Source organism: Desnuesiella massiliensis (assembly GCF_001403615.1).
Lineage (GTDB): Bacteria > Bacillota > Clostridia > Clostridiales > Clostridiaceae > Desnuesiella > Desnuesiella massiliensis.
This window is the reverse complement of record NZ_LN879456.1, coordinates 1,092,165-1,108,412: the sequence shown is the minus strand read 5'-3', so window position 1 is coordinate 1,108,412 and position 16,248 is coordinate 1,092,165. Positions and strand designations below refer to the sequence as shown.

The following is a 16,248-nucleotide window of genomic DNA, read 5'->3' as shown; positions in this document are numbered from 1 at the left end:
AACATTTACTTGGGACTTTTATTTAATTACTTAGAAAAACTTTGAAGATGAAAAAGTATCTGTAAGTTTAATATCAGATTATGGACAAGGCTTTTTAATTTTAGAAAGAAAAGATTTTTATCTCATCACAGCGCTAAAGTTCCTTTTATGTTTATGGGAAATAATATTAAAAGAAGCAATTGTAATGAATTAATAGAGGGATTAGATTTATTTAATATATTATTAAAAGGTGTGAGCATAGAGGTTGATAATAGTAGAGATGCTAAACTACCTAGATATTTTAGAGGACACAAAGAAGAGTATACAGATTTATGTAATAGTTATTTAAAGGTATATTTTAATATATAAAAGAGTATATGATTATATAAGTATTTTAAAAGTAGACTAAATAGGTAAAATTTATATTTTTAGTGCAGGTAAAGAAATATATGAAATAGGAAAAAGATATAATTGTTATGATAATATTTTAAAGGGTTCTAGAGTTAAGTTGCATATTGGAGTTTCTAATGATTTTTTCAACAATTTAAATGCAGTTCTTAAGCAAATTGAAGATATTATTATATATACACCTTCAATTAAAGTGTTACCAAACCAATACTCTAATATTAAGTACGTATTTATTAATTTTAAGATGGCTAGAGATGGAATTAATAAGTTCAAACATATTATAGAGGAAAATTACAAGTCTAATTTAAAAGAATCTTATGGTACAAATAAGGAGTTTTTTAATACCTATACTTTTAATGATAAAAAAATATCATAATGGCTGCTGCAGGTCCATCCTTAGATGAAAATATTAGCTCTTTAAAGATGTTGCAAGATAAGATTAAAATATTTTGTGTGGGAAGTGCTCTTAAGACCTTAATGAATAATTGAATAAAACCTTATATGATATGTATAAAGATTACTCAGAAATTGTATATAATCAAATAAAAGGCTTCGAAAACCTAGATATACCCTTATGCTTTTTAAGCACTGCTTCTAGATGGGCGATGGCTAATTATAATGAATCTAAGCACATGTTTTATAATGAAGAAAATCATAGTAATGATGTAATAATTAATACAGGCAAAACCGTCGCTATTCCTACCATAGATATAGCTGTTAAAGGTGGAGCAAAGGAGATTATTTTAGTAGGACAGGACTTAGCCTTCGTAAATAATAAAACTCATACTGATTCTTTTAATGAAAGTTATAAAGACATAAATTTGACCAATGAAGTAAAAGGAGAAGTTTCTTTATTTAAAAAAGTTGAAGGTGTAACCGGTGAAATTTTGTATACTAAATCAGAGTATCTTAATTTTAAGTACTACTTAGAATTAGAAATAGAACATAATCCTCAAGTAAAGTTTATTAATTGCAGTAGTGGTGCTAGAATAAAAGGAACTAAGGAAATGAAGCTAGATAAAATAATAGAAACTATGTAAGGATATAAAGCAAGCATTAGTAGTTATAGAGATATCTATTGATGCTTTTTATATGTTTAAATAAGAACATCTATGATAATATATAATTAAAAAGTGTAAAGTACTAAGAAAATATTATTGAAAGTATAATAAAATAACGCTTCAGAAATTTAGTAAACTTAATTATAAAGGAGAGAACCTTAATTGATAAATGGCATTTATGAAAAGAATATAAATTATCTAGCTCAGGTTAATCCATCCTTAAGGAATAGATTATTAACAATAAAAAATAGTTCAGCAAAATTAGTACGAGGAGAAGGTGGAAAGCGAACTATATCTGTTGGAAGAGGAGGAGAAATCTTCATCCATAGTACTAAGGATCCAAAGGAAGAGGCTAAAGCTTTTTGCGAAGAGGTTTTTAAGGAGGATTCTCATATAGTGCTTTTATTCGGACTTGGATTAGGTTATGAACTTAGAGAACTGCAAAAGAAAGACCCAAGAAAGGTCTATTTTGTGGTAGAGCCTGATTTAGAGGTATTTAACTGCAGTTTAATGGCTAATGATATCAGGCCTATTATGGAAGAAGTTAATTTATTCGTAGGAAATAATGAAAAGCAGATTATAGAAGCATTAAATTATATAATAAATACTCATAAGTCTATAAAAGTTAAGTTAGCAGTGCTGCCTGCCTATGAGATAATGTATAAAGAGCTTTGGGAGAAAGTTCTTGAAGGTTTGAAAAAGATATTAAATGAATACTATGTGGCTATTAACACTAGTAATTCTCATCATAAGGAGTGGGTTAGAAATTATGTAATGAATTTGAAGTATATGGATAACATGCGTCCGTTAGAAAGCTTAAGACCTTATTTTAAAGATAGACCAGCTATAGTAGTGGCTGCAGGCCCTTCCTTAGAAGAAAATTTAGAAACATTAAAAAAAGTAGGAGATAAAGCCTTAGTTGTAGGAGTAGGTAGTGGTGTAAGTATCCTTGAAAGCCATGGTATAAAGGCTCATATACTAGGTTCCATGGACGGAAGTAAACTTCAAGAAAAGATTTTTATGGATCTAAAATATAATAAAGATTCTATGCTCCTTTATTCCATCCAGGGATATTATAAAGTCCCGAGTCATGTAAGTGGAAGGAAATTTTTAATGAATCAAACTGCCATGGATAGATATTTACATAAACAGCTAGGGTGGAAATATTTTAATAAATACTCTGCACCCTCTATCTCTAATGTTATTACTTACAATCTTTCACAGTTAGGCTGCAATCCTATTATAATTCTAGGGCAAGATATGTGTTATAGTAAAAATAAGTCCTATGCCAAAGGAGCTACCTACTTTGGAGAGTTTAAAGAAGAGGACCTGGAAAATAACCCTAATTACATAAAAACTTTAAATAATAGAGGGGAACAGGTATACACCACAGGCGGATTATTATCCTTCAAATATGCTACAGAGGATATAATTAGAGCTCATACAGGTACTACTTATTTAAATGGTGCAAACCAAGGACTTAAAATTGAAGGAGCAGAAAACATAGACTTTAACCAATATTATGAAGAAAAGCTTTCTTTAAATGAAGATATAGATCTGCCAGAGTCCTTTAAGGAAAACAATGAAAAAGTAGAACTTATAAAAAAACAAATATATGAAGAAAATCAGAAGGTAATACATAGCTGCGAAGAAATAGTAAAGGTTATAGAACAAAAGGATAAAGATTTAATAAGTATTATAAAGGAAAAGGAAGAGATTTTAAGCACTATTCCACTATACAATGAAGTGTTAAAAGATCTTTTGTATTTTATTGAGTATTTGCTTCCTAAGGAATATATAGGAAACATATTAAACAAATACTTGTACATTTTGGATAAGTGTTATATAATGGACAAAGCTTTTAGTGGAGAAGAGCTTATAAAGGAATAAAAGTGTGTGGTTATTAATATGAAGGTGTGGATTTTGTTATGGGTAATGAGAATATAGTGGTGGACAAGGAAACTATGGACAAAATAGAGCTAAAGCTCAGAGGATTAAAGTTACAGCTTCAAGATAAAACCTTAATAAAGGATTTACAGGAAATCATCGATTTATTAGAAGGTGAAATAAAAACTAAAGCTAATTCATTACAGGAAAACATAAAAGAAAAAATGAATGAAACAAAGCATTCTAATCCAGAAGTACATTTTAAATTCTATATGCTTTATAGAAAGCTAGCGGATAATCAAATTACTGAAGAAGAAGCTTTAAAAGCCTATGAAATATACATTAGAGATTAATAAAAAAATTTTAAGTTAAAAACAGAGAAATTATCTCTGTTTTTTTATTACTTAATTTTAGACGAGTATAAAGAATTATTTAGGTTGTACGATAAAGAAGAGAAAACTAAAGGAATAAAAATTAAAAAAATTATATTATTAAATTAAAGTAATAATAATACTAAAATAATCTAAGACTGTAATATTAAATTAAAGTTAGGTGGTGCGTATTATAGTGAAACTGTTTTTGGCTCAGTTACTAACATTGGTTATTATATTATTTTTTGTAAAAGTAATAAATGCTTTATTAGTAAAAAGTCTAGAAAAAACTAAATATAGGATCACATCAAGATTTTATTGCATTTTTAATTATTTGGTTATATTTATAATGGCTTTTGTCATAGGGAAAAAAGTTTTTTATGTTCTATTTTAGTAATAAACAAGTATGAATTAATAATTTAATATAGAGGGGAAGCATTATGGCAAAGATTATGTCTTTTTTAGAGAAATTAAATGTGATTGAAAAAGTTAATACTAATGAGATTAAGAATGAGATTAAGAATGATGAGGCTATGATTCAAAATGATGTGAACATTGAAGAGATTAAGGAAGTAGCTATCGAAGAAAATGTAGAACTGAAACCATATAAAGAGAAGCCGGCAGAGATTAGTTTTGATTATAATTCAAATTTAGAAGTAGACGAGATATATGAAAAATACAATATAGATAATAATAGTATGAACTCTATTTTCATGCTAGAGAACTTTATAAATGCTCTTCCTCAGAATCTACCTAATGATGTGAAAAGAAATTCTGTTTTAAATATATTAAGTGCATCTAAGCTTGAATTATATAATCTTATTGAAAATGGCAATCATAGAGTAAAGGTATTGAATGAGTTTTATGAGAGTTATAACAGAACCACACTGGACTCTATAAATCAATATAAAGAAGAGATAAAAAGATTAAAAGAAACTATCTCCTCTTATGAGCAGCAGATAAAAATTAAGGAAAGAATGCTAGAAGAACAGGGATATAAAGTAGATTATGAGCTTCAAAAGATTTGTAATATCATTAATTTCTTTGAAGGTCATAAATAAATAGATATTTGAGATAAAATAGCTTACATATATTTTACTGGCACCTCCATTTTGCTTTAAGTGAGGTAGTATGAAAAATAGAAGTTACAGGTTAACGAGAAAATTAAAAATATTAATTACAAAAATTTCAATTTGTATTTTTGGTACTTTTTGTGGATATGCCTTAGAGATATATAATGAAAATAATAAATGGGATAATTTAATATATCCTGGAGCTAAAATAGCAGAATTAGATGTAGGTGGAAAAACAAAGGAAGAGGCTATAAAGTTAATAAAATCACATTACATAGATGTATTGGTGAATGAAGAAATCGAAATTAAAGCTAATGATAATAAATATACTATAAATAAAGGTAGAATTATAAAGGAGTATGATTTGAATACTTCTGTAAATAATGCCTTTGATTATGGTAAAGATATGGACTTTTACAAAAAACATAAACTTATAAAGCAAGGTGTTAGTAAAAAATATAATGTTAATTTTATTTTAAATGAAGAGTATATAAAAAACTTCTTAGTTAATTTAGAGAAGGAAATAGATAAATCACCAGTAGGTGCAGCAATCATAAAGGAAAAAGGACAATGGGATAAGGTATGGAAGGATGAAAATGGTGTAAAATTACAAAGTGAGAAGCTTGAGAAATATATTAAGGAAGCTGTATACAATGGGAACAAATACATAGAAGCACCAGTTCAAGAAGAGGTTTCTAGCATTACTTTAGAGGAGATTAATTCTATAAACACAAAAATATCATCTTTTAGTACAAGTTTAGTTGCGTCTTCTATAGAAAGACTTAAGAATGTTGAAGTTGCCACTTCATTTGTTAATGGTAAGCTGCTTATGCCCGATGAGGTTTTTAGCTTTAATGAAACTGTAGGAGAGAGAACTAAAGCCAGAGGGTTTGAGGAGGCGCCTATAATAGTAGGCAACACAGTAGACAATGGGCTTGGCGGAGGCATTTGTCAAGTTTCTTCTACATTATATAACGCATTGCTAAAGGCTGGAATAAAACCTGTGGAAAGGGTTAAGCATAGCATTCCCGTAAATTATGTACCCTTTGGACTTGATGCTACGGTGGTTTGGGGACAAATTGATTTTAAGTTTAGAAATACATTACAGTATCCAATGTATATAGAAGCTTATATAGAGAATAATGAGCTTAAAGTTAATATATATTCTAATGGCTCGTTATTGTATAGAAGCTATGGTATAAATAGAAGTTTATACGGAAGTATACAAGGAAGCTTACAGAGGATTAATATAGATGAAAGCAATGCTTTTAAGCTTAAAAAGCTCTATGATGGGTATGTGGTGAGGGTAACCATGGACTATTATGAAAATGGCAACCTAATAGGTTCAAATTTAATTTCAGAAGATTATTATGGTTGGAATTATATAATAAAATAACTTATTGGATTTAACTATGATTTTATTGGAAATACCATTAAAGAAATCATATATTTACACGATAAAAATATAGAATAAAAATTTATGGAGTTGGTTATATGAGATTATATCACAATACTATGTCTTTAAATGTATATAGAAACTATTCTCAAAATCTAATAAAGCAAAGTAAAACTGTTGAAAAGATTTCTACTGGATATAAAATCAATGGTGCAGGAGACGATCCAAATGCATTAGCTAAAAGTGAGACCATGAGGATGCAAATTAGAGGCATGCAGATGGCTCAAAGAAATGTCCAAGATGGTATAAGCATGCTTCAATCTGTAGAAGGAAGCTTAGACAAAGTAAGTTCCATTTTGAATAGATTAAGAGAGCTTACTATACAGGCAGGGGGAACGGGAACTTTAGAAGATAAGCAGACCATACAAAATGAAATGGAGGAAATGGTAAAAGGCTTAAATACTATAGTAGCTGGAAGTGACTTTAACGAAGTGAATCTTGTTAATGGTTCTATCACTGGCGGTAAAGAATTGGCATGTGGTTCTCTTACGGGAGAAAAAATAACCATACCTGCTAAGAATTTAACACCAGCTGCATTGGGTGTAAATTCTATTGATGTTACTGTCGTGCCTGATGGAGTTAAGAATTCTTTAGGAATTATTGATGCTGCTATTTCAGAGGTAGTATCAATTAGAAGTGAATATGGTGCTATACAGAATAGGCTTGAATCGACCTATGAGATATCTAGCGAAAATCAATTGGTTTCAGAAAAAGCTGAAAGTGGAGTTAGAGATTTGGATGTAGCAGAAGAAATGATGTATTTTTCAAGAAATAATATACTCATAGAAGCTGGAAATGCCATGATGGCTCAAACTAATAGATTCCCTCAGGATATATTAAGAGTGTTAGAAAATGTTAGAGGAAGATAGATAACTAGTTGCTTAAATAATTATAGCACTTAATTAAACAATTTCTTTAAATAAAAGGATTATAAATAAATAAAAATAAAAAAATAACTACATTGCTACATAGCTTTGTAGTTATTTTTTTATTTATTTAATGAAGATTATTATTAAGCTTACATTTTTGGAAAAAGAAGAGCAAAGTATAAAGCGGAAAATATTCAGAATATTCTAAAAATAAAGGTTCGAAGGTACTAAAACTTACCCTAAATACATTAATTAAATTTAAAATAAATTTTAATTAAAAAAAGCTAGAAAAAAATAAAAAAATATAATATAATAAGAAAAGATGGTGAAAGAAAATTTTTACTTTTTAGGTAATTAAACATTTTTTATCATATAAAAACATATTACAGAAATTTTCTATTTATTTCAACATCTACTTTTACAAAAACCACCTTAATTCTTATGAATTTAGTAGACAAATTTTATTATTTAATATAAAGTAAAATTATATAAATCATAATAAAAAGTACTATTATATAAAGAAAAAATAAAATAATCATTTCTTTATAATATGATATATAATTCTACTTAAATTATAGTATAAATGTGGAGGTGAAATTATGAATCTTAATGGATTATCAAAAGATAATATGACCTATGAGCTAATAAAGAAAAGTTTAGATGCCTCTACCATCAGAGGAAAAGCTATAGCAAATAATCTAGCTAATATAAACACAAAAGGATATAAGAGATTTAATGTATCCTTCGAGGAAAGTCTAAAAAATGCTTCTGATGAGTTAGAAATGAAAACTACTAATGAAAAACATTTTAAGAATGGTAATGATTTTGGGGAAATTAAGGTGGAACAAGATGAATCTCATAGTATGAGAGAAGATGGAAATAACGTAGATTTAGACAATGAAAAAGCTAATCAAGCTGCTAACACATTGATGTATAATGCCTTAATTACTCAGATAAATGGAAGATTATCCAATACTAAGTATGTTATAAACGGGGGGAGATAGTTAGATGATGAACGCTTTTAGATCTTTGAGAATCAGTGCTAGTGGACTAGCTGCGGAAAGATTGAGAATGGATACTATAACTTCAAATATGGTCAACGCTACCACCACCAGAGGAGACGATGGTAAACCCTATGTAAGAAAAGTAGCAGTATTTCAGACTAATCTAGACGATGCAATGTCAAAAGGCAAAGAAAATGGAAACACTTTATTAGGTGTTAAAGCAGTAGGCATTGAAGAAGATAAATCACCCTTAAGGAGAGTATATGATCCTACTCATCCAGATTCCGATGCTGAAGGCTATGTTACTATGCCGAATGTAAATATACTAAATGAAATGGCAGACATGATAGCTGCAACTAGAGCCTATGAGGCTAATGTGGATACTTTAAATGCTAATAAACAAATGTTTTCTAAAGCTTTAGAAATTGGTAGATAGGGGAAAAATATATGAAGATAAATGAATTTGTGCCAAGTGGTAAAATTTTTGATAGTATGAGTGTGGATACAAAGAAAAATAACATTGGTAGTGAATCTGAAAATTTTGCTGATATGCTAAAAAACAATCTGGATAAGGTTAATGAAAAACAACTATCTTCTGAAGAATTATCTCAAAAGTTTTTAAGGGGAGAAGATGTAGATATACATGAAGTGATGATTGCCAGTGAAGAAGCTAGAATTTCTTTGCAAATGGCAGTGCAAATACGAAATAAATTAGTAGAAGCCTATCAGGAGTTAAATAGAATGCAGTTATAGTAGGTAAGGAGTGCAAGGAATGGGAAAGCTGTCAGAAACCATTAGGGGGGTATTGCAGCGGTTAAAAGATATGAGAAAGGGTATGAAGATAGCCTTAGGGGCGTCTATTGCAGCCATCATATTAGCCGCTGTATTTTTAGGATTTTATACTAGTTCAAATAAATATGACTTATTATTTGGTAATATGGATAAAAATGACGCAAAAATAGTTAATGACAAATTAAAAGAAATGAAAGTAGATACTAAGGTAAAAGGAAATAATATCTATGTACCTAAAGGACAAGTAGAACAATTAAGACTAGAATTATCACCAGAGATAACTAATGGAAGTAAAGGCTTTGAACTTATGGATAGTGGAAATTCCTTTGGAATGACCGATGAAGAGTTTAAGCTTAAAAAACAAAGAATGCTTCAAGGGGAAATAGAAAAAACTATTAAAAGTTTTCCTCAGATACAAAATGCTAGAGTACATATAACTCCGGCTCAGGAGTCCGCCTTTGTAAGAGATGCTAAGCCAGGAAAGGCAGCAGTATATATCCAGTTAAAACCATCAAACAAGCTGAGTTTAGAACAGGTAAGATCCATTGTAGCTTTAGTATCAGGAGCTTCACAAGGAATACCTAAGGAAAGTGTAGAAGTTGTTGACGATAAGATGAACCTTTTAAGCAGAGATATATTTAAGGATGAAAATGAGCAATTAGTAAGTTCCAGTTCCGTAGAAAAGCAGCAGGATATAGAAGCAGCTTTTGAAAGAAAATTAGAATTAGCACTGATGGACTTATTAGAACCTAGTATTGGAAATGGAAAAGTTAAGGTTAAAGTTAATTCTGATCTAGATTTTGATTCTAAGCAAAAGAGTGTAGTAATAATTGATCCTAATAAGGTGCCAGTAAGTGAAAAAATATTGAAAGAAAACAATACCAATAATGGAGACAGGCTAACTCAAAGTCCTGTTGACAATAATATGAATAATGGAGCTGTAGGTAATGCTAATAACAACTCTACTAGCTCTAAGGAAGAGACTCAAACTAATTATGAAGTAGGAAAAACTGAAAGTAAAACTATAAGTGCTCCAGGAGAGGTTAAAAGAATAACAGCTTCTGTTATAGTAGATGGAAATCTTGATGCAGCCTCTACTCAAAAGATAAAAAATATTGTAGCAGGAGCTATTGGTTATAAACAGGACAGAGGAGATGAAATAAGTGTAGAAAGTCTTCCTTTTGATCCGGAATTAAAGAACGCAGCTACAAAAGAAATGCAAGAGATGCAAAAACAGGCTGAAGCAGAAAGAAGAATGAAATTGTATAGAACTATAGCTATAGCTGGAATAGCATTGCTAGCAATTATTATAACTATTATTGCTTTAAGAAAGAAAAATAAACCAAAAGAACAGCCATTAGAAGAGGCAGTAGGTTTAGATGTTGTTATTGGTGATGAAATTGCACCTAAAGAAGAGATTCAGTATGCACCTATAAATTTTGAGGTCAATGATGAGAAGAGTCATATAGAAAAAGAAATTAAAAAATATGCTACGGATAAGCCTGAACAAGTAGCAGAAATCATTAAATCATGGTTAATTGAGGATGAGAGGTGATAATATATGGCGAAAGAGAATAAGTTGACAGGTATACAAAAGGCTGCCATACTGTTTATTACCCTTGGGCCAGAAGCTTCAGCAGGAATAATAAAGAGATTGCCTGAGTCAGAAATTCAAAAGATTACATATGAAATTGCAAATATAACCTCTGTTTCTCAAGAGCAGAGGCAAGAGATACTGAATGAATTCGTAGTGATGAATCAAGCAAAGGATTTTATTTTAGAAGGCGGATTAGATTATGCACGAACTTTATTAGGTAAAGCATTAGGACCTCAAAGAGCCAAAGAGATATTGGAAAAAGTAACAGAGGCTACTCAACAATATAGACCTTTTGCTATTGCAAGAAAAGCTGATGCTCATCAGCTAATGAATGTTATAGCTAATGAGCATCCTCAAACTATAGCTCTTATTCTATGCTATTTGCAGCCAGATAAATCCGGACAGCTCCTTTCATCTCTATCAGAAGAGGTTCAAAGTGAAGTAGCTTATAGAATTGCAACTATGAGCAATACTTCTCCTATGGTAGTAAAGGAGATTGAAAAAGTTCTAGATAGTAAGCTTTCTTCAGTGGTTAGGTCTGATGTAGCTGTTATTGGTGGCGTAGATACCTTAGTAGATATATTAAACCAAGTGGATAGAACTACAGAAAAGAATATCACTGAAGTATTGGAAAGAGAAGATCCAGAATTAGCAGAAAAGGTAAAGGAATCTATGTTTGTATTCGAAGACATCATTACCTTGGACGATGTTTCTATTCAGAGAATTTTAAGAGAGATAGAAGTGAAGGATTTGGCTCTTGCGCTTAAGGGTTGTTCTGATGAAGTGGCTAATGCTATATTTAGAAATCAATCTAAGAGAGCTGCTGCTTCTCTAAAAGAAGATATGGAATTCTTAGGACCTGTAAGACTTATGGATGTAGAAAAGGCACAACAAAAGATAGTTGGAGTTATTAGAAGGCTAGATGAAGCTGGAGAAATAGTCCTTTCAAGAGGTGGAGAAGATGCAATCATTTTATAGTGTCATAAAAAATAGCAGAGTGGAAACTCAAGGTAAAAAGCTAGTAGACACTTCTTACTTTACAAATAAGCTATCTGAAGTTCAGTTAGAAGATATAAATGAAGAAGTTTCTGAGAAGATGATAGAAAACTATGAAAATCTTGCAAAATCCATATTGGAAAACGCTAGGAAACAGAGCGATGAAATATCCTCTAAAGCCATAGAAGACGCTCATAGATTAGAAAAAGAGGCTTACGAAAAAGGATATTCAGAAGGTGTGACTTCAGGGTATAGCCAAGGGCATGATCAAGGCTATAAAGAGGCTTATGATGCTAATATTGAAAAAGCTCTAAAAGAAGCGGAAGATATTGTGAATAATGCAAAATCTATACTTTTAAGCGCTCAAGATCAGTATGTTAAATACTTTGAAGAAAAGAAAGAAGAATTGATTCAATTGTCTTTAACTATAGCAGGTCATATATTAAAAAGGGAGTTAGAGAAAGACTCTTCTCTAGATAACATAATTTTTGAAGCTTTAGGCGAATCGAGAAGTGCTAGTTCTTGCGTTATAAGATGTAAAGGTAAGTATGTGTCTCATTTAAAATCTCAGCTAGAAGCCTGGAAAGAGCGATTAGCTATGAAGGCTGAAGTATTTGTTGTAGAAGACAATATACTAGAAGATGGTAATGTGGTTATTGAGAAAAATAATGGTAGTGTAGTGGTAGATATAGATGATAGTTTAGATAAGATAAGAAAAGAAATATTAGGGTAGTTGAATTTTGGGAGGCTTAGCTGATGATTGATATAAACTTTGATTACCTAATTAATAAGATTATTGAATGTGATACTATTCATTATGAAGGTCAGGTAAAAAAAGTAATTGGATTAACTGTAGAGGTAGAGGGGATAAAATCCTTCGTAGGTGAATTATGCATTGTGTATAATGAAAAAAATCACCCTATATATTGTGAGGTAGTGGGTTTCAAGGATGATAATGTAATACTGATGCCCCTAGGAGAATTGATAGGTATAGCACCAGGGTGTAAGGTAGTACCTCAAGGTAGGCCCCTTAGTGTAAAGTGCAGTGATAACCTATTTGGAAAAGTATTAGATGGATTAGGTAACCCTCTAAAGGATGAAGAAATAACTAGTGGAGATTATTATGCCTTAGACCGAGAGCCTCCTGACCCTCTTAAAAGAAGAAGAATTAAAAATATTTTACCTACAGGAGTAAGAGCCATTGATGGTTTCTTAACCTGTGGAGAGGGACAAAGAATAGGTATATTTGCTGGTAGTGGAGTAGGAAAAAGTACTACCTTAGGCATGATCGCTAGAGAAGCACAGGCAGACGTGAATGTTATTGCTCTTATAGGAGAGAGGGGAAGAGAGGTCTTAGATTTTATTGAAAAGGATCTAGGAGAGCAGGGACTAAAAAAATCTATAATAGTTTGCGCCACCTCGGACAAACCCGCTTTAATAAGGTTAAAGGGAGCCTTTACGGCTACTGCCATAGCTGAGTACTTTAGAGATCAAGGCAAAAAGGTTATTTTGATGATGGATTCTGTAACTCGTTTTGCTATGGCTCAAAGAGAAGTGGGATTAGCCATAGGAGAACCTCCGGCTACAAAAGGATATACACCTTCTGTATTTGCAATGCTTCCGAGACTTATGGAAAGATCAGGAATGTCTGATAAAGGGTCTATTACGGCTTTTTATACGGTGTTAGTGGATGGTGATGATTTTAATGAGCCAATAGCCGATGCCGTAAGAGGTATTTTAGATGGACATATAGTATTATCTAGATCTCTAGCCCATAAGAATCACTATCCTGCTATAGATATTTTAAACAGTGTCAGCAGGCTTATGCCAGAAATTGCAGAGGATAAACATAAGCAGACAGCTTCCTTTGCCAGAGATTTATTGGCTACCTATAAAGACTCGGAGGATTTGATTAATATAGGAGCCTATGTAAAAGGCAGTAATAAAAAAGTGGATTTAGCTATTAATTATTATGATAATATTATAAATTATTTGAGACAAGGTATTAAAGACCATTCAGATTTTTCAGAAAGTATTGAAAGATTAAAAAATATGTTTAGCTGATCTTCATATACATAAGTGTAATTTTAGAAGAGAAATACAATTAAGAGAGGATATAGAAATTATGATGGGCTTTAATTTTAAACTTCAAAAGCTATTAGATATTAGAATATCCAAGGAAGATGAAAGTAAGAGAGTATTTAAGGAAGCGCAGCAACAAAAACTTAAAACAGAAGAAAAATTAAATAATCTTAAAGAAAACTATAATAAATATAATGTTATAAATAAAAATGAAACTCTAATTCAGCAAAAAATAAAAAAGAATTATTTAAATGTTATTAATACCAGTATAAATGAAACTTCTAAAGAATTAGAGAAGAAGGTATTTGTCTTAGAACAAAAAAGGGAAGATTTGAAGAGAAAGCAAATTGATAGAAAGACAGTAGAGATATTAAAGGAAAAAAAATTAGATAGCTTTGTGAAAGAACAGAATAGGATCGAGCAGATAAATAATGATGAATTTGCTCTTTACTCCTATATAAGAAAGACTGAAAGGAGGTGAGAAAATGCAAATAAAGCCATTAGTAAAAAGCGTTGAAAATATAAACAATGCTAAAGTTAAAGACAAAAATGCGGTGGGAAATAAGGAAGATATGTTTAAGAACTTATTACTCAATAATGCTCAAGGCTCTAAGAGTGAAAAGACTTCAGAAAATAAATCATTATCAGAAAACAAGTCATTAAAAGATAGTGCCGAAAATCTAAATAAATCAGAAAAAAATGTAAATACTGGAGAACAAGAGCTAGAAAAGGTTAAAGATAATGATTCTGAAGATGTCCTAGCTGAAAAAGCTCCTGAAAAAGAAATAACTAAAGATATAGCCACGCTTATTATGCAGCTGCTACAATCTATAGCTAAAGATGCTAATTCCGAAATGAAGCCAGAGGATAAAGCCTTGGTTAACAGCATAAAAGAATTAATTAGCGCTGCAGAAAACATAAATGCTCCTCAGCAACAAATAGTAGCTTTAGCTAATATGCTTAAGGAAAACAATAGTCTGCTAAATTCATTAAAGGAGCTAGTAAATAATTTAGAATCAGTGCCCTTAACTTCTGAGGAGTCATTAGATCTTGAAAGCTTATGGGAGTTTATACCAAATTCTAATGAAAATGCTGTAGATGCTAATAGCGATAATTTGACACAAATTAAAGGCTTAATAAACAAGATTTTAAAAGAAGAAAATACAGAAAATAAAGTAGCTACCAGTACTCCAGAGAATGTAACGGACTTAGAGCCAATCATTAAAGAAGAAAGTATTAGCAAGATTCTTACAGAAAGTGGCACAGAAGAACAAGGAGCATCAGATACTAATGCTCATGCAGCTAATAAGGAAGAAAAACTACTAAACTCCTTAGTTAGAAGCAGTGATGAAGGTAAGAGCAATAAGATAAATATGTTTATGCAAAACCTTACTAAGTTTAATGGAGATGTAGAGAAAATACCTTCTGCTGAAAATATGGTGGTAAATAAAAGTACTTTTAATGCAGATATAATTAAAGCTGTAAAATACATGGATGTAAATAACCTTAAAGAGCTGACGGTAAAATTATATCCAAAGGAACTTGGACAGATAACTATCAAATTAACTATGGAAGCTGGAATTATGAAGGCTAATCTAGCTACTAATAACAAGGATACTTATAATCTTCTTCATGCTAACATAAAAGAATTAAACGAAAACTTAAACAATTCTCAGTTTAAGGTAAATGAAGTTACTATTAATATTTATAACGAAGATACTACTTTCTTTAAGCAACAAGGTTTTTCAGATAATCAAAACAGACAAAATCAAAGCGAAAACGGAAGCGGTAAAAATTCCGTTATAAGAGAAGAAGAAACGTTAACACTAGAACAATTAAATGTTAGCTCAGAACAAAAGGACAAGCTTTTGAATAGCAATGTAAGTATATTAGCTTAAAGGAGGTATTGTAATGAGTGATGTTAATGTAAAAACTAATACCAAGGCACCTTCTGATTTCCAAAGGCCTAAGACTGCTATAGGAAATGAAGAAGCTGGCAAAACAAAAAGAGGTACTAGGATAGTTAAGTCTAATGGTGCTATGGATAAGAATGCCTTTTTAAAAATACTGTCTGCAGAGCTTTCTAATCAGGATCCTATGAACTCCAAAGATTCCACTCAATTCATTGCACAGATGGCTCAATTTGCTTCCATGGAACAGATGTATAATTTAAACAACACCATGTCTTCCTATGCTGCTAATAATTTAGTAGGGAAGGGAATTACTTTAAAATTAGTAGATGGGGCAGGTAAGCAGGTAGCAGGCATAGTAAGAACTGTGACAAAGATTGGAGATAAATTTAAAATAGGTGTAGAACTTAACAAAGATGGCAAAGTAGATGTATATGAATTTGATTCATCAGAAATTGATAGTGTCTTAGATGTACCAGATTATAGATTAGATTTCTTAAATGGAAATACATCACTACTTGCAGGAGCTTCAATGATTGGGAAGAAAGTAGAATTTAATGTTAAAGATTCTCAAGGAACTGGTAGTGAAGGCGGTACTTCAGAAGGAGAAAAGCCAGAGGAGAAAAACATTGTTGGAATAGTTAAGGGAGTAGTAAGAGAAAACGGTATTGTGAAGTTAAAGGTTCAAGTGGAAGGGAAGGATGAAATTAAGACCATACCTCTTGATAATGTAATAAAAGTTGATGTTCCCTAGGAGTGAATA

The 16,248-nt window shown here is 30.9% G+C and carries 18 protein-coding genes; all 18 read left to right on the top strand.

All coding sequences use genetic code 11. From position 1 onward, the window contains the following. Window positions 1-147: 147 nt before the first annotated feature. The 18 genes from BN2665_RS16190 to BN2665_RS16105 all read left to right on the top strand — a co-directional run bounded on the left by BN2665_RS16190 (window position 148) and on the right by BN2665_RS16105 (window position 16,239). Entirely contained in the window at window positions 148-348 is a 201-nt protein-coding gene (locus tag BN2665_RS16190) for a hypothetical protein (RefSeq protein ID WP_055668128.1), read from the top strand. A gap of 414 nt (window positions 349-762) precedes the next feature. Continuing rightward, the gene (locus BN2665_RS27885) at window positions 763-876 is read left to right on the top strand and encodes a 6-hydroxymethylpterin diphosphokinase MptE-like protein (RefSeq protein WP_423229862.1); all 114 of its coding nucleotides are present in this window, start codon (window positions 763-765) and stop codon (window positions 874-876) included. Beyond that, a complete protein-coding gene (locus BN2665_RS27600; protein WP_278335900.1) occupies window positions 873-1,427 on the top strand; it encodes a 6-hydroxymethylpterin diphosphokinase MptE-like protein in 555 nt (184 codons plus the stop codon). Before BN2665_RS27885 ends, BN2665_RS27600 begins: the two co-directional genes overlap by 4 nt. Window positions 1,428-1,610: 183 nt before the next feature. After that, the gene (locus BN2665_RS16180; protein ID WP_055668127.1) at window positions 1,611-3,338 is read left to right on the top strand and encodes a motility associated factor glycosyltransferase family protein; all 1,728 of its coding nucleotides are present in this window, start codon (window positions 1,611-1,613) and stop codon (window positions 3,336-3,338) included. A gap of 38 nt (window positions 3,339-3,376) precedes the next feature. Further along, window positions 3,377-3,688 carry a hypothetical protein gene (locus BN2665_RS16175; RefSeq protein ID WP_055668126.1) on the top strand — a complete coding sequence of 104 codons (312 nt, stop codon included), beginning with the start codon at window positions 3,377-3,379 and terminating at the stop codon, window positions 3,686-3,688. 458 nt (window positions 3,689-4,146) lie between these two features. Further along, complete coding sequence (locus BN2665_RS16165; protein WP_055668124.1) at window positions 4,147-4,767, top strand: hypothetical protein; 621 nt, start codon at window positions 4,147-4,149, stop codon at window positions 4,765-4,767. Window positions 4,768-4,837: 70 nt separating this feature from the next. Next, complete coding sequence (locus tag BN2665_RS16160; RefSeq protein ID WP_055668123.1) at window positions 4,838-6,175, top strand: VanW family protein; 1,338 nt, start codon at window positions 4,838-4,840, stop codon at window positions 6,173-6,175. 98 nt (window positions 6,176-6,273) lie between these two features. Beyond that, a complete protein-coding gene (locus tag BN2665_RS16155; protein ID WP_055668122.1) occupies window positions 6,274-7,104 on the top strand; it encodes a flagellin N-terminal helical domain-containing protein in 831 nt (276 codons plus the stop codon). A gap of 599 nt (window positions 7,105-7,703) precedes the next feature. Beyond that, complete coding sequence (gene flgB / locus BN2665_RS16150) at window positions 7,704-8,108, top strand: flagellar basal body rod protein FlgB (RefSeq protein WP_055668121.1); 405 nt, start codon at window positions 7,704-7,706, stop codon at window positions 8,106-8,108. A gap of 7 nt (window positions 8,109-8,115) precedes the next feature. Beyond that, window positions 8,116-8,544 (top strand): flagellar basal body rod protein FlgC, encoded by a 429-nt coding sequence (gene flgC, locus BN2665_RS16145; protein WP_055668427.1) that lies wholly within the window; start codon window positions 8,116-8,118, stop codon window positions 8,542-8,544. An 11-nt stretch (window positions 8,545-8,555) separates the two neighbouring features. Beyond that, window positions 8,556-8,861 (top strand): flagellar hook-basal body complex protein FliE, encoded by a 306-nt coding sequence (gene fliE, locus BN2665_RS16140; protein ID WP_055668120.1) that lies wholly within the window; start codon window positions 8,556-8,558, stop codon window positions 8,859-8,861. Between the two features lie 19 nt (window positions 8,862-8,880). Further along, entirely contained in the window at window positions 8,881-10,455 is a 1,575-nt protein-coding gene (gene fliF / locus BN2665_RS16135; protein ID WP_055668119.1) for a flagellar basal-body MS-ring/collar protein FliF, read from the top strand. A 6-nt stretch (window positions 10,456-10,461) separates the two neighbouring features. Then, window positions 10,462-11,475: a flagellar motor switch protein FliG gene (gene fliG / locus BN2665_RS16130; protein ID WP_055668118.1), complete on the top strand. Its 1,014-nt coding sequence runs from the start codon at window positions 10,462-10,464 to the stop codon at window positions 11,473-11,475. Next, complete coding sequence (locus tag BN2665_RS16125; RefSeq protein WP_055668117.1) at window positions 11,459-12,226, top strand: FliH/SctL family protein; 768 nt, start codon at window positions 11,459-11,461, stop codon at window positions 12,224-12,226. Before fliG ends, BN2665_RS16125 begins: the two co-directional genes overlap by 17 nt. Before the next feature lie 23 nt (window positions 12,227-12,249). Further along, window positions 12,250-13,557, top strand: coding sequence for a flagellar protein export ATPase FliI (gene fliI / locus BN2665_RS16120; RefSeq protein ID WP_055668116.1), 1,308 nt, complete (start codon window positions 12,250-12,252; stop codon window positions 13,555-13,557). Between the two features lie 61 nt (window positions 13,558-13,618). Continuing rightward, window positions 13,619-14,056 (top strand): flagellar export protein FliJ, encoded by a 438-nt coding sequence (gene fliJ, locus BN2665_RS16115; protein ID WP_055668115.1) that lies wholly within the window; start codon window positions 13,619-13,621, stop codon window positions 14,054-14,056. 4 nt (window positions 14,057-14,060) lie between these two features. Beyond that, window positions 14,061-15,473 carry a flagellar hook-length control protein FliK gene (locus tag BN2665_RS16110; RefSeq protein ID WP_055668114.1) on the top strand — a complete coding sequence of 471 codons (1,413 nt, stop codon included), beginning with the start codon at window positions 14,061-14,063 and terminating at the stop codon, window positions 15,471-15,473. Window positions 15,474-15,486: 13 nt separating this feature from the next. Then, window positions 15,487-16,239, top strand: a complete 753-nt coding sequence (locus BN2665_RS16105; protein WP_074042322.1) for a flagellar hook assembly protein FlgD — start codon at window positions 15,487-15,489, stop codon at window positions 16,237-16,239. Window positions 16,240-16,248 lie beyond the last annotated feature (9 nt).